Here is a 17,359-nt window from a genome sequence, read left to right on the forward strand (position 1 = left end):
CCTAATTCTTGTACGAATAGCCGCAATTACTAAATATTGCTATTCGTAAACGAATGTTTCTGTGATATAACCTCCCGCGTTCAAAATTCTTGTAAATCCATATTCACAACCAACGCTGGAAGTTCTATGAAACAATTAGTGCAAAGCACCATTGTGTGCTTAACCGTTGTATTTTCCGGTGCAGCCATTGCCAAAGGCGCGCCATTCGACGATAAATTCCGTCAATTAGACGAATTGTTACCAACACCTAATACCTATCGCACAGCATCAGGTGCTCCTGGTCATCAATACTGGCAACAAGAAGTTGATTACGAAATCAATATTACTCTAGATGATGCAACCCAGCGTTTAATGGGTTCTGAAACGTTAGACTACACCAACAACTCGCCAGACACGTTGCGCTATATTTGGATTCAGCTTGATCAAAACCGCATGAAACGCGGTGCTGACTACAAGCTAGCCAATGTCGCGCCAAAGAAAAAAGTGACCTACAAAGGTCTGCGCAACATTATTGAAACAGATGCTTTTGATGGTGGTTATGAAATCACAAAAGTCGCTGACAGCAATAACAAACCGCTTAAGCATGTGATCAATGGCACTATGATGCGTATTGACTTACCCAAGCCTTTAAAGCCAGGTAAAACTGTTGAGCTAAATATCGACTGGAACTACCAACTACACGAACAAAAAGTCTTAGGTGGCCGTTCAGGTTGGGAATACTTCAAAAAAGACGACAACTACTTGTACGAGCTAGCTCAATGGTTCCCACGTGCAGCGGCTTACTACGACGTGATGGGTTGGCAAAACAAGCAATTCTTGGGCAATGGTGAGTTTACCCTAGAGTTTGGTGACTACGATGTAAAAATTACCGTACCTGCTGATCACGTTGTTGCCGCAACCGGTGTCCTTCAAAACCCTAAGCAGGTGCTAACCAAAACACAACGTGAGCGCCTAGAGCAGGCAGAAACGGCTAAAAAGCCGGTACTTGTTATTACGCCTGAAGAAGCGTTGGCAAATGAAAAGTCACGTTCAGACAAAACGAAAACTTGGCACTTTAAAGCGGAGAACGTACGTGACTTTGCTTGGGCATCAAGTCGTAAGTTTATCTGGGATGCACAAGGCTATAAAAAAGGTGGCACCGACACCATGGCAATGTCGTTCTACCCGAACGAAGGTAACCCATTGTGGGAGCGCTATTCAACGGAAGCCATCATCCACACGATGGAGCAGTACAACAAGTACACCTTTGATTACCCATACCCAGTCTCAATCTCAGTCAATGGCCCAGTGGGTGGTATGGAATACCCAATGATCACCTTTAATGGCCCACGCCCGACGTTGAACGAGGAAACCGGTGAGAAAACCTATTCTCGTCGCACTAAGTACGGTTTGATTGGCGTTATCATTCACGAGGTTGGTCACAACTACTTCCCGATGATTGTTAACTCTGACGAACGTCAATGGACATGGATGGATGAAGGCTTAAATACTTTCCTTCAATTTGTTGCTGAGCAAGCATGGGAAGAAAACTACCCATCTCGCCGTGGCCATGCAGCAGGCATGATCAGCTACATGAAAAGTACTAACCAAGTACCCATTATGACCAACTCAGAGTCAATTTTGCAGTTCGGTAACAATGCCTATGGTAAGCCAGCGGTTGCGTTGAACATATTACGCGAAAGCATTATGGGTCGTGAACTATTCGATTTCGCTTTCCGTGAATACGCTCAACGTTGGAAATTCAAACGTCCAACACCAGCTGATTTCTTCCGTACCATGGAAGATGCCTCAGGTATTGACCTTGACTGGTTCTGGCGCGGTTGGTTCTACACCACTGACCATGTAGACATCGCGATTGAAAATGTTTACCTGTACCGCCCCAACAGCCAAAATCCAGATATTGAAGAGGCTTGGGAACGTGCTCGTTACAATGAGCAACCAACCTTTATCAGCGACATGCTAAACGAAGGCAACTGGCGTCGTACTCACGACAAGCCTGAATTGTTAGACTTCTACAACGAACACGATAAATTCACTGCAACTAACGCCGCGCGCAATAAGTACAACAAGACGCACAGTAAATTAGAGCAGTGGGAAAAAGACCTATTAGCAAACGACAGTAAGTTCTACATTATCGACTTCGCTAACAAAGGCGGCTTGGTAATGCCCATTATCTTGGATATTACCTATGCTGACGACAGCACAGAGCAAGTTCGCATTCCTGCTGAAATTTGGCGTAGAACCCCTGAAAAGGTATCGAAGCTATTAATTCGCGACAAAGAAATTAAAGCGATTGCGCTTGATCCGAACTGGGAAACTGCCGATGTTGATGTGAACAACAACTATTGGCCAGCACGTCCAATTCAATCGCGCTTTGATTTATTCAAACGCAAGAAAAAAGACATGATGCGCGACTACAATGAAGAGTTAAAACCAGTAGACGAAAAATCAGACAGCAATGAAGAAAAGCAAGATGACAACACAGCCAACTAAATCGTTTGGTCGTCAAATTGTCTTGTGGCTAACCGCCACTTTGATGATGGGAGTTGCAGCTTCGGCTGCAGCTCACAAATACTTTTTCGCGATCACTGATATTAACCACAATCGCAGCGCAAACAGTTTTGAGATTATTCATCAGCTAACCGCACACGACATTGAAAACACCATTGCCGAACAACGCAATATCCATTTCAGCCCAGAGCTTGCTGACTACGAAGCTTTCATTCAAGAATATGTTGAAAACCACTTTCATCTATTGATGAACGATGCGCAAATTAAAACAAACTGGGTTGGTTTAGAAATAGTTCGCGATAAAATCGTCATTTATCAAGAAGCAAGTGCCAATAAGTTTTTCGCGCCTTTGGTGGTAAAAAATCAACTACTCGTTGATACTTATCCCAAGCAAATCAATACGGTGAACTTTATTAGTGGCAAAGCAAAATTCAGCCTGACATTCAATAATTCACAGCGTATTGCTACAATTAACAACAATAACTAGTGCCCTATGTTAAATTTATGCTAAATTAGCAGCCAGATTATGCACTTGAGCCAACTTTAAGACCCGGTAATTTCCATGAATGTAGAGTTTATAAATCCTTTCTTATCTTCGATGTTAAACGTAATGTCTACGATGGCAATGATGGAGCTAACACCGGAAAAGCCTAAGCTAAAGCAAGGCGAAGTCGCTAAAGGTGACGTTTCGGGTTTAATTGGCATGGTAAGTGACCAAGCTAAAGGCTCACTATCGATAACTTTTGAAGCATCATTAGCCATTGCGACGATGAAAAATATGGTTGGTGAGGGCCCTGATGTAGTTAATGAAGAAATTACTGACTTAGTCGGTGAAATCACCAACATGGTCACTGGCGGCGCTAAGCGTATGCTAAGCGAAAAAGGTTTTGAGTTTGATATGGCGACACCTATGGTTGTATCAGGTAAAGACCACACCATCAACCACAAAGCAGAAGGCCCAATTGTTATTATTCCGTTGACCTCTGCACACGGTAAAGCGTTTATCGAATTTAGCTTTGACTAAGTATCAACATAGCGTTACTAACGCCTAAGACGACGAAAGCTCCTGATGATAGGAGCTTTTTTTATACCTTAGCAAAAGCAACCACCTAATCATTTTATTTGAGAGCCGCATCACGCTCTAAAATAATCGCTCCTTCGCCTTCGCTGGCTAACGTATCTTCTGGGTTGTAAATCGGGCAGGAATTCAATGATAAACATCCGCAGCCTATGCAACCTGAGAGCGAATCTCGCAGCGTTTCTAAATAATGAATACGGGCGTTAAGCTGTGCTTGCCAGCTAGCAGCTAGCTCGTTCCAGTCTTCTTTGGTTGGCGTGCGATTATTTGGCAAACTGGCAAACGCGGCTTTAATATCGGCCAACGAGATACCCATTTTTTGCGCCGCTTTGATAACAGAGATGCGCCTTAATACATCCGCCTTATATCGACGCTGGTTACCATCGTTACGCCAACTTCTAATAAGCCCCTGACGCTCGTAATAGTGGAGTGTCGACACCTTCACACCGCAACGTTTAGCAACTCTGCCAACCGTCCAGTTCGCTTCTTCTAGCATATCAGTCCCTCAACACAATCTAGATACTCTGCAAAAAAGTTTCAAAAAGTACTTTACCTAAACCTAACTTGAGGTTTTAGCATGCTCATAACTTAATCACAAGGAGTAGCGAAATGACCTCTATTACACTGGCTAGTCAATCAATAGTGAATTGTGCCAATAGCGACAGTATTGATGTGCAAAATACTGATAGCGAAAGTAAAGCTGAGAGTAACAAGCCAACGGAATGCCAAACGCACAAACAACGTAAATTCATTCACGCATTAGCAGAGCTGCTAAGCAAAACAATGCAATACAAATAAGCCAAACTGAACCCAAACTTATACCAAATTAAAGCCGAACTTAAGCCAAAACAAGGAGCTAACATGCAGTTAGAACATGTCAATTTAGTCGTCAAAAACATTACAGCCAGCCTGAAGTTCTATCAAGCTGCTTTCCCTCACTGGCGTGTTCGCAGCGAAGGGAGCGGCGAGTGGTATGGTAAAGCGCGAAACTGGTTGCATTTTGGCGACGATTATCAATATTTGTCGTTTAGTGATCACGGTGAAGGAGAGCTTAGAGAGAATACAGGTCATCTCGTTGGTCTTGCTCATTTCGGCTATCAGGTAACAAACCTAGACGCTGTTATAGAGCGACTTACCGCCGCAGGCTTTGCCGCTGATAAAGTTGGCGCATCAAACCCGTTTCGCAAAAACGTGTACTTTATCGATCCAACAGGCTACGAGGTGGAGTTTATAGAATATCTCTCGGATATCCCTATCGAACGCAATAACAACCTGAGCTAACAAAAGCTTTTTGAGCGCCCAGCCGCTAGTCATCTATTTTGTTTAACAAGGTGGCTAATCGGCTAGTCGCTTGAAGGTATAGCTGTACTGGTAACACCTAAACCGAATTCCTACCCGAATATCCTCCCCAAATAAAGCTAGCGCTAACTAAAAACAGTTATAGACGTCTAGACATTCAGATGCTTATAATAAATTTGCTTCGCCAATCGGCCAAGTAAATTTTGATACGCAATTTTCGGGAATGCTATATGATAGAGCTCAAGCATTTGCGCACCATCCGCGCAATTGATCAGCAAGGCAGCTTAACCAAAGCTGCAGAGCAGTTGGCAACAAGCCAATCGGCATTGTCGCACCAACTCAAAGAACTAGAACACAAGCTAGCAACTAAATTAGTCACACGTGATAAACGTAAGCTCGACTTAACCACGCAAGGCAAATCAATTAAGTCACTGGCTGATGAAGTCTTACCAAAAATCGATGCCCTTGTTGCAACCCTAACTGAAAGGCCGCGAGCGCAGAGCTTATCATTAGGTTTTGCTTGTCATGCTTGCTTTCAATGGTTGATGCCCATTTGTCGGAATTTACAACAAGATTATCCGAGCCTAAGTTGGGATATACGGGATGATGTCTTCGAACAAGAGTGTGATTTAGATATTTTGTTTACCGACGAAGCGAGCACCGACAATCAAGTGATAGAAATTAAATTGGGGCAATTTGAGCAAGTGGCTGTAGTTAGTGAGCTTAATCTTTTGTCCTCAAAAGACCTGCTAATTGCCGAAGACTTTGCCAATCAAGTGCTGCTCACTTACCCAGTGGAGATTAGCCGTCTTGATATCTTTAACCAATTGTTGACACCTGCCAATGTTGTACCTGCCAAAACGAGAAAGGTGGCGAATTCTCACTCTATATTACAAATGATCCACGGCAATATTGGTGTAGCCGTTCTTCCCGATTGGTTAGTCAATGCCTACCAATACCAAACAGGCATACGAACAATACCTTTAGCACCAGCAATTACAAAGTCACTGTATATTCGCTTAAAGCAAGATATTGCTGAGCTAAGCAGCGTAAAACAACTGGTGATTGCATCACGCGATAAATTCGCTACGCTTATGCAACCATTTCAATAACCGAATGAGCTAAGCCTATGTGGCAACAAGTTGAATTTTCTCTCTCTGCGAAAGCACGTGGCTTTCATTTGATCACAAACGAAGTAGAACGACAATTACCAGCACTAGGTGGTATTCAGTGTGGCCTTTTACACTTATTTGTAAAACATACTTCAGCTTCACTAACCATCAACGAGAACGCAGATCCAACCGTACGCTCTGATATGGAAGCGCATTTTAATCACTTTGTGCCCGAAAATGCCCGCTACTATCAACACACCTATGAGGGTGCTGACGATATGCCAGCCCATATTAAAGCCAGCACGTTAGGCACTAGCGTTAGTATTCCGATCAGTAACGGGCGATTAAATCTGGGCACTTGGCAAGGTATTTATTTAGGTGAGCATCGAGATTATGGTGGCAGCCGGACACTCGTGGCGACTATCCAAGGTGAATAAGATTATTTGCTAGGAGGATACCGTCATGTTCACTCGGCGAGTGATATTACACAGTAGCTCGTAAGGAATGGTAGTTGCCCATTGAGCGATTTCTTCAATGCCTAAGCCTGCGCCCCACAAAGTGGCAATATCGCCGATGTTATCAGCACATTCGCCCTCAGCTGCGCCGCCTAAATCGACATTGATCATATCCATTGAGACGCGACCCACTAGCGGCACGCGTCGGCCATTAAGCAATACCGGTGTACCGTTGGGCGCATGGCGGGGATAACCATCACCATAGCCTATGGCAATCACACCGATATAAGTGTCTTTTTCTGCGCTCCATGCTGCGCCATAACCAACCGACTCGCCTTTTTTAATAAAGCGCTTAGCGATTAGGCTAGACTTTAACGTCATTACCGGCTGAATATTAAGCTCGGCTGCAACTTTATCCTGCATAGGGCTCACGCCGTAAAGCATTAAGCCCGGTCTGACCCAGTCAAAGTGGGTATCAGGCCAAGCACAAATGGCGGCGGAATTTGCCAGTGTTTTTTGCCCTGCTAATACATCAGTTAGCGAATTAAACAAACTAAGCTGTGTTGGCGTATGCATACTTTCAACATCATCCGCACAGCTTAAATGGCTCATCAGCACAATATCATCTTGCACGTTAGGCGATTTTTTTAACGCCTGATAAAAATCGTGAAACTGCTCAGGTTCAACACCAAGGCGATGCATGCCCGTATCAACTTTTAACCACACTTTTACTGGTGTTTGCAAATCAGCTGTCAACAATGCATCTAGTTGCTCTTGGTTATGAATCACCGTATGAAGGTTATTCACATCCAGTACAGGTAGCTCTTGCGGGCTAAAAAAGCCTTCCATCAAGACTATCGGCTTAACCACGCCACAGGCTCTAAGCGCCAGCGCTTCATCTAAACGCGCAACACCGAATGCTCCTACGTCCTGCTCGGCTAGTGCTTCGGCAATGCGCTCTAAGCCATGGCCATAAGCATTGGCTTTGAGCACTGCCAAAATTTGCGAGTTCGAGGCAAGTTTTTTGATTTGGGTGACATTATGGGTGAGCGCCTGCAAATCAATTGCAGCCGTTGCAGTGCGAACCGACATCGAGCTTAATCTTCTTCTAGTACGTGTGGGCCAGCGTAATTGTCAAAGCGTGACCATTGACCGTTAAAGGTTAGTGGCACACGACCGATTGGGCCATTACGCTGCTTACCAATAATGATTTCCGCCATGCCTTTAAACTCAGAATCATCGTGATACACCTCATCACGATAGATAAACATGATCAAGTCGGCATCTTGCTCGATTGAACCAGATTCACGTAAATCAGAGTTAACCGGGCGTTTGTCAGAGCGTTGCTCCAAACTACGGTTTAGCTGAGATAGCGCCACCACTGGAATTTCTAGCTCTTTCGCCAAGGCTTTAAGTGAGCGAGAGATTTCGGCAATTTCTAAGGTACGATTATCAGCAAACTGCGGCGCGCGCATCAATTGCAGGTAATCGATCATAATCATGCTTAAGCCGCCGTGATCTCGGGCTATACGGCGAGCACGTGAGCGCACTTCCGTAGGTGTTAAGCCTGCTTGATCGTCAATATACATTTTACCGCTTTCGATCATGGTACCCATGGTGGTTGATAAGCGCGCCCAATCTTCATCATCTAGCTGACCAGTACGTATTTTAGTTTGGTCAATGCGGCCTAGTGAGGCTAGCATCCTCATCATGATTTGCTCTGACGGCATCTCAAGGCTGAAAATTAACGCTGGCTTGTCTTCATGCATAGCCGCATGCTCGGCCAAGTTCATCGCAAAGGTGGTTTTACCCATCGACGGACGGGCAGCAACAATAATTAAGTCAGAGGCTTGCAGGCCTGCAGTCATTTTATCCAGATCAGCAAAGCCAGTTGAAACCCCAGTTACACCGTCGTTGCCTAAGCCACTAGCCTTTTCAATTTTATCAACGGTTTTTTCTAAGATTGGATGCAGCGCTTCTGGGCCTTCATTTTTATTAGCACGCGCTTCGGCAATGGCAAAAACTTTAGTTTCGGCAAAGTCCAGTAGCTCGGCACTGTCGCGCCCTTGAGTATCAAAGCCTGCTTCAGAGATTTCATGGGCAACGCTGATCAGCTCGCGTGTTACCGCACGTTCACGCACAATATCCGCATAAGCCGTGATGTTGGCTGCACTTGGCGTATTGCGGATCATTTCCGCGATATAAACAAAGCCGCCGGCATCATCAAGCTGTTGATCGTTTTCCAGCGACTCAGTTACCGTCACCAAATCAGCTGGTTCACCGCGCTCAACCAATACACTGATGGTTTCAAATATCAGGCGATGGCCACGGCTATAAAAATCTTGCGCTACTACGTGTTCACCGACGCGGTCGAAAGTTTCATTATCCAATAACAAGCCACCCAGCACTGATTGCTCAGCCTCGAGTGAGTGTGGCGGCATTTTCAGGTCTTCAACCTGTTGATCACGCTTAGCTTTTGAGCCTTGCGCACCACCTTTGGGGAATTGACTTGTTTTGGCTTCGGCCATGGTTACTACCTGCACATATGAAAAAGCAGCGACGAGCGCTACTTTAAAAAGTCTCAATACGGGACAAGTATGCTATCAAAAAGAGTAATGAAAATCAGCTTTAAACATTAGTAAGGTTTGCTGAAAATTACTTACTTCTCACCTTAATTTCACCGCTAACCACATTACCACGTACTGTGCCTGTGCCATTACCGACGGTAAATGAAAGCTTAGAACTTGGGCCGTATTTTGCGCGCGTCGCTTTGTCGTTAGTAATACGATTTACAATGTCGCCACCTGCGCTGGCATGCAGTCTAAAATCAGCATTAACATCGTTCTCAAACGCTAATTCGATATCTGAGCTGACACCGGAGACTTTTACATCACCGTGATTGAGCAAGGTCAGTGAGCCGCTAGCATCGCCGCTAACACTGGCAATGGCTAGTTCTTCTACTTCCCCTAGTTCAAACTCAATATCACCAGAGACAACGCTGAGTGACACTTGCTGTGCAGTTGAGCGTGTTTCTACATCACCACTCACCGCTTTTAAGCGTAAGCGACCAGAAGAGTCGCGATCATCAATTTTACCGCTAATGGTCGATAAGCGAATTTTGCCCGCTAAATCGCGGCTGTCGATATCACCACTCACCGAGCTTAGCTCAATATTATCTTTCAGTTTCTTAGCAACAATATCACCACTGACGGTTTTCACTTCAATATGGCTGTCGAGATCTAACACTTCTACGTCACTCGATACCCCTTCAAAATTCATACTTAGCGATTTCGGCATGCTGACAGTAAAACGAGAGCCGCTACTATTGTTGCTATGACGCGTTGAGCGATATACCACCTTAACCCGCAACATATTTCCGCTTTTTTCGAAAATAAAGCGATCAACTTTTTCGCCCAGTTCACCGCTAACACTGACTTCGTCATCATCGTGACCAATAATTTTTACCGAGCCGCGCATATTCTCAATATTAACCACCGACAGGCCATCTGCCGATAGCGATTCATCAATGCGCTCGCCAGCATAGGCGTTAAAAGCAGTTGCGATACCTAGCACTAGGCCAACGGGTAGGCCAAGGCGTGAAAATGCTGATGATAATAAGGTTGTACCTTTCATAACTACCTCTAAATTCTTTACTCTACTCTTTGCTAGTCTTTACGCTTGCAGGCGTAAGGCTACTCGACCTAACTCGTCTGTCGCTATATAGTCTGCCGTTATATGGTTTGCCATTGGGGCGTATACAAACGTTTTAATAAATCCAGTTCTTGCTGCTGTGTCCATTGCAGTAAATTCAATAAATCCGTGTTGTTCTCATCGTTTTCCAGTGCGGCGGCAATGCTTTTTCGAGCCTGCGCCAGCTTAGCCAATTCCACTTGCATCTCAGGTGATAACTGGGTTAAATCTGGCTCACCAAAACTGGTAAGCATCAGCTGTTTTTGCTGGTCAAACTCTTGATTGAGTGACGCCACTAAACCCAGTTCAGCATTGCTTGCCCCTTGCGGCACGACATTGACCCAAGTGAGCAATACCGCAGCGACAATACTGGCCGCCCATGCAAACGGCACAACTTTGCTACGCTGTTCATTGCCTCGCCCGCGCTGTGCTGTCATCTGCTGCGCCGCCAAGGCATTCTCTATACCCGGCCACAAGTCCCGTTGTGGCGCGACTTCTTTATTTAAGCCATCAATTCTTTGCTGTAACTCTTGGTCTGACATACTCATTATCATTCCTCCAGCCATTCTTTTAATAAGGTTTTTGCTCTGTGGTACTGGGCTTTGCTGCTACCGACCGCCATATTTAACATGTTCCCGATTTCCTCATGGCGATAGCCTTCAACGGCAAACAACACAAATACCAGGCGGGCACGTTCAGGTAAACGCATAATATGCTTGTCTAACTCTGATATTTCCGCCATTTCTTCACCCACTTCTTCAACCACTTGGTCTTCAATACTAAACACCCGTTGCAACCAGTTTTTATGCTTACGCAGGTGGCTTAGTACGATGTTAGAGGCCACGCTGTGCAACCAAGTACTAAATTTACTATTGCCTTGGAAGTTGCCAATTTTTTGCCAGACCTGCACAAACACTTCCTGACAGACATCTTCGGCACTGTCTTTATCTGCCAGCATCCGCCAGCACAAGCCGTACACCTTTTTATGATGCATTTCATACAGCTGATAGAACGCCTGCTGATCGCCGCCCTTTGATAGCGTGATAAGCTTTGCTTCTTCATCTTGTGTGAAGCGCTTACTGGCTTCAATAACTTGATGACTATCCAATGAAAACTTCCGTTTATTCGCGATTGTTTGTTTAGGTTTTAGTAAGTTAGATGCAGTATGCCGCAAAAGGGTTTAAAAGGCAGGAATTAATTTTTGATCCAAAAATCTAAAGGCTTGATGTAATTCGTTTTTGGCCTTTATATTTAGCGGTGATTAGATATTTCAGGCACAAAAAAAGCGCCCTATTAGGCGCTTTCTTTTGCAAGAGTAAGTAAAACTTACTTCTTACCAAGCATACCGAAACGCTTGTTGAATTTGTCAACACGACCACCAGTTTCAGCAGCTTTTTGCTTACCAGTGTAGAATGGGTGACATTCTGAACATACGTCTAGGTGTAAATCTTTAGCTACTGTTGAACGAGTAGTGATAACGTTACCGCAAGAACAAGTTGCCTTGATCTCTACGTAATTAGGGTGAATACCTTCTTTCATGGGAAACCTCTATATTAGGCCGTATCGCCACTTAGTCAGTTTTATTACCGCTAAGCACCATACGAGTTAGTTAAAAATAACGGTCGCGAATTGTAGGGGATCGTTGCGTTAACTGCAACCAAATTCACGCAAAATCGCTAATTTTTTAAACAATTTTAGCGCAATGAGCGAGTAGTGTGATATTTGTTTTGTTTATTAGCGCTTGGCTAAGCAAAAAGCTAAGCAAAAAATAAAGCGATTAAAGGCACTTGGCAGTTCGCCTACATCTGGTCACAATAGAGAAATTATTGCCAACGCTAACCAAAAATCTTGTCTGAAAAGCACGTAAAAAAGAACGCTAAGCTGCCACTAACGAATCCGTTAGCCAAGCCAACGGCAGCAACTTGCTATATTGAAATTGCCCTGCCCGTACCTACTAGGCAGCTTTATACCTATGAATTGCCGTCAGCACTCAATTCGCCAGCAATTCAAATCGGTGAACGTGTGGTGGTGCCCTTTGCTGGCCGCCAATTAGTGGGTATTGTGCTGGCAACCAATACCAGCACAACGCTAAGCGCAGACAAGATCAAAGCCGTTACTAGCCGCGTATCTGAGCAATATCCACTGCCGCCAGAATTAGTGACTTTTTTAACGACATTAAGCCAATACTACCACCACGCTATTGGTGATATTTTCCAGCAGGCATTGCCAGTATTGCTGCGCCAGATTGAAGCGCCCGATTTAAGCTACCAAACCCGCTGGTTTGCCACTGAATCAAGTGAAGAAGAAGCGCTCAGTGCCATAGGTACAAAAGCGAAAAAGCAACTAGAGCTTTATCAAGTTATCCGCCATAACCAAACGGGCACTAGCTGGCCTGAGTTAAGAACCTTAGGTTTTGTTAAACAGCAATTAACCGCGCTGCAAAACAAAGCCTTGATTGAAGAAAAAGAGATAGTGCCAGCACCATTTCACTGGCACGAGAGCGACTTAAATCAAGAAAGCCGCCTAAAGCTCTCATCCGAGCAGGCTATTGTTGTTTCTGCCCTTAACCAAAGTCATCAAGCGTTTAGTTGTCATTTGCTCGACGGCATTACTGGCAGTGGTAAAACGGAAGTGTACTTGCAGGCAATGGAGAAAACCTTAGCCAGCAATCAGCAAGTGCTGGTGATCGTGCCGGAAATTGGCCTAACCCCGCAAACCTTGTCGCGCTTTGAGCATAGATTTAACGTGCCGATATATTTGCACCACTCAGCACTTAACGACAAAGAGCGGTTAGATACCTGGCGGGCAGCTTATCGTGGTCATGCGGCCATCATTATCGGTACGCGTTCAGCCATTTTCACCCCAGCTAATAAACTTGGTTTGATCATCGTTGATGAAGAGCATGATGCCTCATTAAAACAGCAAGACAGCTTTCGCTACAACGGCAGAGACGCCGCAATTTTACGAGCACGTCAGCTCAATATTCCGATACTACTGGGCAGTGCCACGCCGAGCTTAGAAAGCTTGCAAAATGCCCTGTCGCACAAGTTTCATTATCACCAGTTAAATAAGCGTGCGGGCAATAGCGTGCAAGCCAGTATGCGCTTAGTGGATGTTAACCATGAGCATTTAACCGCAGGGGTTGGCGAAACGGTTAAACAAGCGATTGCCGATACGCTAAAACGCCGCGAACAAGTGCTGGTGTTTTTAAATCGCCGTGGTTATGCGCCAGCGATTAATTGCCAAGAATGTCATTGGGTCGCTGACTGTCAGCGCTGCAATAAACCATTCACCTTGCATCAAAAAGATCAGCTTTTAGTCTGTCATCACTGCGGCAATCAAAAGCGTATTGTTCATCAATGCCAGCAATGTGGTAGCACACGTTTAGCCCCCGTTGGTCAAGGTACCGAACAACTTGAACAACACTTAACCGACTGGTTTCCCTACAGTAGCGTAGTGCGCATTGACCGCGACTCGACAAGGCGCAAAGGCGAACTAACCAAATTGCTGCAAGCCATTCACAATAAAGAGCACGATATTTTGGTGGGCACACAAATGCTTGCCAAAGGTCATCATTTTCCAGATGTGACCTTAGTGGTGATATTGAACGTTGATGGCGCCCTGTTCAGTTTCGATTTTCGCGCCGCTGAGCATATGGCGCAGCTTTTAGTGCAAGTAGCAGGTCGTGCAGGCCGTGCCAGTAAACCCGGTAAGGTGCTAATTCAAAGCCAATATCCTCAGCACCCGCTGCTGCAAGATTTAGTTAACAATGGTTATCGCCATTTTGCCCAGCAAACCTTGGCTGAGCGAAACTTTGCCCGATTGCCCCCATTTGGCTATCAAGTACTTATTCGCGCCGAAGCGAAATATCCATCTTACCCCTCCAAGTTTTTAATGGCGGTCAGCCAACTAAGCCTTGACCATTGTCAATTAGTTGGCCCAATTCCCGCGACCATGGAGAAAAAAGCCGGTTACTATCGCTACCATTTAATAGTGCAAAGCGAGCAGCGTAAAACACTGCATCAAGCGATGCTGCAAGTTATTTCGTTTTTGGAAAGCCATGAATTAACCAATAAAGTGCGCTGGTCAGTAGATGTTGATCCCTTAGATTTTAGTTGGTAAGCCTTGTTTTTACTTGATTAGGACTTGCTTGTAGGCTTTTTTTTTCCGCTTATTTCGCTACAATAGCGGCTCTTGTTTACCGCAGTTTTATGATTTTTTATGGCACCACAGGATTACGTTTCCCGCTCGAACAATAAAAAGAAAAGCCCCTACAAAAAGCAACAGCCAGAGGCGACGGGAATGCCATTAAAAGTGAAGCTGATCACTTTATTCACTGTCTTAGCAGTTGCCGGTGCCGGTTACTTTTTGTGGTTTTTAAAAGACGTTAAACCGATCGCCACACCTACGCCTAAAGCACCCGCGGTAAAAGCCACCAAAAAACTACCTGAGCCGCCGGCTGAAAAGTGGGAATATATCGACAAGCTTAAACAAGGCACGCAAATCGAAGGCGGCCACTATGAAGTGGAAGAAAAAGGCCCGTATAAAATGCAGTGTGGCTCATTTAGAAAGCGCAGCCAAGCAGAAGCGATGAAAGCACAAATTGCCTTTAGCGGCCTAGTGGCGAAAGTGTCGGAAAGCTCAGGTAAAAATGGTATTTGGTACAAGGTTGCCCTTGGCCCATACCCACGCAAGCGTATGGCAGAAGCCGACAAGCACAAGCTTAAGCGCAATAATATTACCACCTGCCAAATTTGGCTGTGGAACTAGCCTCTTCAGTTAATTTCCCTGACATAACTTGAAAATCCGCTAAACACACCCATCTTATCAAACATGTTTATCGCGCTGCTGGTAACCAGCAGCCAAAGGTTTGAGGTGTAGTGTGACTACAATTGTATCAGTTAGACGTAACGGTAAAGTTGCGATCGGTGGCGACGGCCAAGTTTCTTTAGGCAATACAGTAATGAAAGGCAACGCAAAAAAAGTGCGTCGCCTTTATCACGACAAAGTACTCGCTGGTTTTGCTGGCGGTACTGCCGATGCATTTACCTTATTCGAACGCTTTGAAAGCAAGCTGGAAATGCACCAAGGTCATTTAACCAAATCAGCGGTTGAACTGGCCAAAGACTGGCGCAGCGATCGTGCCCTACGCAAATTAGAAGCTATGCTAGTTGTTGCTGATGAAACCGCTTCTTTAATCATTACTGGTAACGGTGATGTGGTGCAGCCAGAGCATGACTTAATTGCTATTGGCAGTGGTGGCAACTATGCGCAAGCTGCAGCACTAGCACTGTTACAAAATACCGAATTATCTGCCCGCGACATCGTTGATAAGTCGCTCACTATTGCTGGTGATATTTGCGTGTTCACCAACCAGCATCACACCATTGACGAACTTGGCGCAGAAGAGAAGTAAGGAATTATCATGTCGAATATGACCCCACGTGAAATTGTTCATGAACTAGATAGCCATATTGTTGGCCAAGCCGACGCTAAGCGCGCTGTTGCCATTGCTCTGCGTAACCGCTGGCGTCGTATGCAGCTTAATGAAGAGCTGCGCACTGAAGTAACGCCAAAAAACATTTTGATGATCGGTCCAACGGGTGTTGGTAAAACCGAAATTGCCCGCCGTTTAGCTAAACTTGCTAACGCACCTTTTATCAAAGTGGAAGCGACTAAGTTCACTGAAGTCGGTTATGTTGGTAAAGAAGTGGAAACCATTATCCGCGACTTAACTGATATGGCAGTTAAGATGACCAAAGAGCAGGAAATGGAGCGCGTTAAGCACCTTGCCGAAGAAGCGGCAGAAGAGCGTGTACTTGATGTACTTATTCCAAACCCTCGCGATACCTTTGGCAACGAAGAAACCAGTGACAACAGCAGCACCCGTCAAGTATTCCGTAAGAAATTACGTGAAGGCAAGCTCGACGACAAAGAAATCGAGATTGATATCGCAGCACAGCCTATGGGCGTGGAGATCATGGCGCCTCCGGGCATGGAAGACATGACCTCGCAATTGCAAAGCATGTTCCAAAATATGTCAGGCGATAAAACCAAAAAACGCAAGCTGAAAATCAAAGATGCGTTTAAAGCCTTGCAGGAAGAAGAAGCCGCGAAAATTGTTAATCAAGACGATATCAAAACCAAAGCGCTCGAAGCGGTAGAGCAAAACGGTATTGTGTTTGTAGATGAGATCGACAAAATCTGTAAGCGTGGCGACAGCTCAGGTCCAGACGTTTCGCGCGAAGGTGTACAACGTGACTTACTGCCACTAGTTGAAGGTTCAACGGTGAGCACTAAGCACGGTATGGTGAAAACCGATCATATTCTGTTTATCGCCTCGGGTGCTTTCCAAATGGCAAAACCGTCTGACTTAATTCCAGAGCTACAAGGTCGCTTGCCAATTCGCGTTGAATTAAAAGCCCTAACCACTGAAGATTTCGTACGCATTTTAACTGAGCCAAATGCCTCATTAACCGAACAATATATTGCGTTAATGAAAACAGAAGGTGTTGATGTGGAGTTCACTGAAGACGGTATTTCAGCGATCGCTAACGCGGCATGGCAAGTAAATGAAACCACTGAAAACATCGGTGCGCGTCGCTTACATACTATGATGGAGCGCCTGATGGAGGAAATCTCATACAGCGCTAACGATCGCTCTGGTGAGAAAGTCGTGATTGATACTGCTTATGTTGAAAAAACGCTAAACGACGTAGTACAAAACGAAGACTTAAGCCGCTTTATTCTTTAAGCGGCTCACTAGTACTAAGGTTTGATTAACACAACATTCGATTATGTTAAGCATTGTAAAATTTCAGCTAAACCATACGCACAAGCAGCTAACGGTTGCGCTTGCACCTCAAGCAGGCGAACAAGCGCTGACGGAAAGCTGGCAGTTTAGCTATGAATTTTTAAGGGTGCTTGAAAGCAGCCAAGCCACCAGTGCTTTTGCGGCTAATGCCTCTGGCAACCGGAAAGGCAAAGCACCTGCGCTGGCGACGCATAAAAAAGACGTTGTGCTAACGCGCATTGAAGTAGTCGGTAAACACGGTTACCGACTGCTTTTTGATGATAGCTATCAAGTGATTTATTCTGAAGCTCAGCTTGCCCTATTTCACCAGCAATCCGGCTTGTTATGGCAAACCTATTTACAGCAACTTAGCATCAGCGGCCACAGCCGTGATGCTATGATCGACATCAAGCAGCTTTAG

General features: G+C 45.1%; 19 protein-coding genes. 12 read left to right on the top strand and 7 right to left on the bottom strand.

The window, feature by feature from the left end; all coding sequences use genetic code 11:
- Positions 1–126: 126 nt before the first annotated feature.
- From ACSLUR_RS18130 to ACSLUR_RS18140, 3 genes are all read left to right on the top strand, one after another.
- Positions 127–2,493, top strand: coding sequence for a M1 family metallopeptidase (locus tag ACSLUR_RS18130; protein WP_448556703.1), 2,367 nt, complete (start codon positions 127–129; stop codon positions 2,491–2,493).
- On the top strand, positions 2,474–2,998 hold the full coding sequence (locus ACSLUR_RS18135; protein ID WP_448556704.1) for a DUF6702 family protein: 525 nt from the start codon (positions 2,474–2,476) through the stop codon (positions 2,996–2,998). Before ACSLUR_RS18130 ends, ACSLUR_RS18135 begins: the two co-directional genes overlap by 20 nt.
- Positions 2,999–3,073: 75 nt before the next feature.
- Positions 3,074–3,535 carry a chemotaxis protein CheX gene (locus tag ACSLUR_RS18140; RefSeq protein WP_115998763.1) on the top strand — a complete coding sequence of 154 codons (462 nt, stop codon included), beginning with the start codon at positions 3,074–3,076 and terminating at the stop codon, positions 3,533–3,535.
- Positions 3,536–3,629: 94 nt separating this feature from the next.
- Here ACSLUR_RS18140 and soxR read toward each other — a convergent pair whose 3' ends face one another.
- A complete protein-coding gene (soxR, locus tag ACSLUR_RS18145; protein WP_448556705.1) occupies positions 3,630–4,085 on the bottom strand; it encodes a redox-sensitive transcriptional activator SoxR in 456 nt (151 codons plus the stop codon).
- 113 nt (positions 4,086–4,198) lie between these two features.
- On the opposite strand from soxR, the gene ACSLUR_RS18150 reads away from it, so the two are divergent.
- From ACSLUR_RS18150 to ACSLUR_RS18165, 4 genes are all read left to right on the top strand, one after another.
- Entirely contained in the window at positions 4,199–4,387 is a 189-nt protein-coding gene (locus ACSLUR_RS18150; RefSeq protein ID WP_448556706.1) for a hypothetical protein, read from the top strand.
- A 63-nt stretch (positions 4,388–4,450) separates the two neighbouring features.
- Positions 4,451–4,870, top strand: coding sequence for a VOC family protein (locus ACSLUR_RS18155; protein ID WP_448556707.1), 420 nt, complete (start codon positions 4,451–4,453; stop codon positions 4,868–4,870).
- Positions 4,871–5,118: 248 nt separating this feature from the next.
- A complete protein-coding gene (locus ACSLUR_RS18160; RefSeq protein ID WP_448556708.1) occupies positions 5,119–6,000 on the top strand; it encodes a LysR substrate-binding domain-containing protein in 882 nt (293 codons plus the stop codon).
- Positions 6,001–6,017: 17 nt separating this feature from the next.
- Positions 6,018–6,437 (top strand): secondary thiamine-phosphate synthase enzyme YjbQ, encoded by a 420-nt coding sequence (locus tag ACSLUR_RS18165; protein WP_448556709.1) that lies wholly within the window; start codon positions 6,018–6,020, stop codon positions 6,435–6,437.
- Between the two features lie 9 nt (positions 6,438–6,446).
- Here ACSLUR_RS18165 and alr read toward each other — a convergent pair whose 3' ends face one another.
- From alr to rpmE, 6 genes are all read right to left on the bottom strand, one after another.
- Positions 6,447–7,547, bottom strand: a complete 1,101-nt coding sequence (alr, locus tag ACSLUR_RS18170) for an alanine racemase (protein WP_448556710.1) — start codon at positions 7,545–7,547, stop codon at positions 6,447–6,449.
- Between the two features lie 5 nt (positions 7,548–7,552).
- The gene (gene dnaB, locus ACSLUR_RS18175; protein WP_448556711.1) at positions 7,553–8,983 is read right to left on the bottom strand and encodes a replicative DNA helicase; all 1,431 of its coding nucleotides are present in this window, start codon (positions 8,981–8,983) and stop codon (positions 7,553–7,555) included.
- A gap of 127 nt (positions 8,984–9,110) precedes the next feature.
- Positions 9,111–10,088 carry a DUF4097 family beta strand repeat-containing protein gene (locus ACSLUR_RS18180; RefSeq protein ID WP_448556712.1) on the bottom strand — a complete coding sequence of 326 codons (978 nt, stop codon included), beginning with the start codon at positions 10,086–10,088 and terminating at the stop codon, positions 9,111–9,113.
- Positions 10,089–10,186: 98 nt separating this feature from the next.
- Positions 10,187–10,693 (bottom strand): hypothetical protein, encoded by a 507-nt coding sequence (locus tag ACSLUR_RS18185; protein ID WP_448556713.1) that lies wholly within the window; start codon positions 10,691–10,693, stop codon positions 10,187–10,189.
- 2 nt (positions 10,694–10,695) lie between these two features.
- A complete protein-coding gene (locus tag ACSLUR_RS18190) occupies positions 10,696–11,253 on the bottom strand; it encodes an RNA polymerase sigma factor (protein WP_448556714.1) in 558 nt (185 codons plus the stop codon).
- Between the two features lie 218 nt (positions 11,254–11,471).
- Positions 11,472–11,684 (bottom strand): 50S ribosomal protein L31, encoded by a 213-nt coding sequence (gene rpmE, locus ACSLUR_RS18195; protein WP_115998752.1) that lies wholly within the window; start codon positions 11,682–11,684, stop codon positions 11,472–11,474.
- Between the two features lie 309 nt (positions 11,685–11,993).
- On the opposite strand from rpmE, the gene priA reads away from it, so the two are divergent.
- The 5 genes from priA to ACSLUR_RS18220 all read left to right on the top strand — a co-directional run bounded on the left by priA (position 11,994) and on the right by ACSLUR_RS18220 (position 17,359).
- Entirely contained in the window at positions 11,994–14,267 is a 2,274-nt protein-coding gene (gene priA / locus ACSLUR_RS18200) for a primosomal protein N' (RefSeq protein WP_448556715.1), read from the top strand.
- 99 nt (positions 14,268–14,366) lie between these two features.
- Positions 14,367–14,915, top strand: a complete 549-nt coding sequence (locus ACSLUR_RS18205) for an SPOR domain-containing protein (RefSeq protein ID WP_448556716.1) — start codon at positions 14,367–14,369, stop codon at positions 14,913–14,915.
- Between the two features lie 112 nt (positions 14,916–15,027).
- A complete protein-coding gene (hslV, locus tag ACSLUR_RS18210) occupies positions 15,028–15,561 on the top strand; it encodes an ATP-dependent protease subunit HslV (RefSeq protein ID WP_115998751.1) in 534 nt (177 codons plus the stop codon).
- Between the two features lie 9 nt (positions 15,562–15,570).
- Positions 15,571–16,899: an ATP-dependent protease ATPase subunit HslU gene (hslU, locus tag ACSLUR_RS18215; RefSeq protein WP_116015559.1), complete on the top strand. Its 1,329-nt coding sequence runs from the start codon at positions 15,571–15,573 to the stop codon at positions 16,897–16,899.
- Between the two features lie 43 nt (positions 16,900–16,942).
- Complete coding sequence (locus ACSLUR_RS18220) at positions 16,943–17,359, top strand: gamma-butyrobetaine hydroxylase-like domain-containing protein (protein WP_448556717.1); 417 nt, start codon at positions 16,943–16,945, stop codon at positions 17,357–17,359.

This window comes from Thalassotalea montiporae (genome assembly GCF_053485855.1).

What these genes read in the sequence shown, in the direction of transcription:
- alr (WP_448556710.1), bottom strand. Translation starts at nt 7,547, where the DNA reads ATGTCGGTTCGCACTGCAACGGCTGCAATTGATTTGCAGGCGCTCACC.
- ACSLUR_RS18180 (WP_448556712.1), bottom strand. Translation starts at nt 10,088, where the DNA reads ATGAAAGGTACAACCTTATTATCATCAGCATTTTCACGCCTTGGCCTA.
- ACSLUR_RS18220 (WP_448556717.1), top strand. Translation starts at nt 16,943, where the DNA reads ATGTTAAGCATTGTAAAATTTCAGCTAAACCATACGCACAAGCAGCTA.
- ACSLUR_RS18205 (WP_448556716.1), top strand. Translation starts at nt 14,367, where the DNA reads ATGGCACCACAGGATTACGTTTCCCGCTCGAACAATAAAAAGAAAAGC.
- dnaB (WP_448556711.1), bottom strand. Translation starts at nt 8,983, where the DNA reads ATGGCCGAAGCCAAAACAAGTCAATTCCCCAAAGGTGGTGCGCAAGGC.
- ACSLUR_RS18185 (WP_448556713.1), bottom strand. Translation starts at nt 10,693, where the DNA reads ATGAGTATGTCAGACCAAGAGTTACAGCAAAGAATTGATGGCTTAAAT.
- soxR (WP_448556705.1), bottom strand. Translation starts at nt 4,085, where the DNA reads ATGCTAGAAGAAGCGAACTGGACGGTTGGCAGAGTTGCTAAACGTTGC.
- ACSLUR_RS18135 (WP_448556704.1), top strand. Translation starts at nt 2,474, where the DNA reads ATGACAACACAGCCAACTAAATCGTTTGGTCGTCAAATTGTCTTGTGG.
- hslU (WP_116015559.1), top strand. Translation starts at nt 15,571, where the DNA reads ATGTCGAATATGACCCCACGTGAAATTGTTCATGAACTAGATAGCCAT.
- ACSLUR_RS18130 (WP_448556703.1), top strand. Translation starts at nt 127, where the DNA reads ATGAAACAATTAGTGCAAAGCACCATTGTGTGCTTAACCGTTGTATTT.
- ACSLUR_RS18160 (WP_448556708.1), top strand. Translation starts at nt 5,119, where the DNA reads ATGATAGAGCTCAAGCATTTGCGCACCATCCGCGCAATTGATCAGCAA.
- ACSLUR_RS18155 (WP_448556707.1), top strand. Translation starts at nt 4,451, where the DNA reads ATGCAGTTAGAACATGTCAATTTAGTCGTCAAAAACATTACAGCCAGC.
- ACSLUR_RS18150 (WP_448556706.1), top strand. Translation starts at nt 4,199, where the DNA reads ATGACCTCTATTACACTGGCTAGTCAATCAATAGTGAATTGTGCCAAT.
- ACSLUR_RS18140 (WP_115998763.1), top strand. Translation starts at nt 3,074, where the DNA reads ATGAATGTAGAGTTTATAAATCCTTTCTTATCTTCGATGTTAAACGTA.
- rpmE (WP_115998752.1), bottom strand. Translation starts at nt 11,684, where the DNA reads ATGAAAGAAGGTATTCACCCTAATTACGTAGAGATCAAGGCAACTTGT.
- ACSLUR_RS18165 (WP_448556709.1), top strand. Translation starts at nt 6,018, where the DNA reads ATGTGGCAACAAGTTGAATTTTCTCTCTCTGCGAAAGCACGTGGCTTT.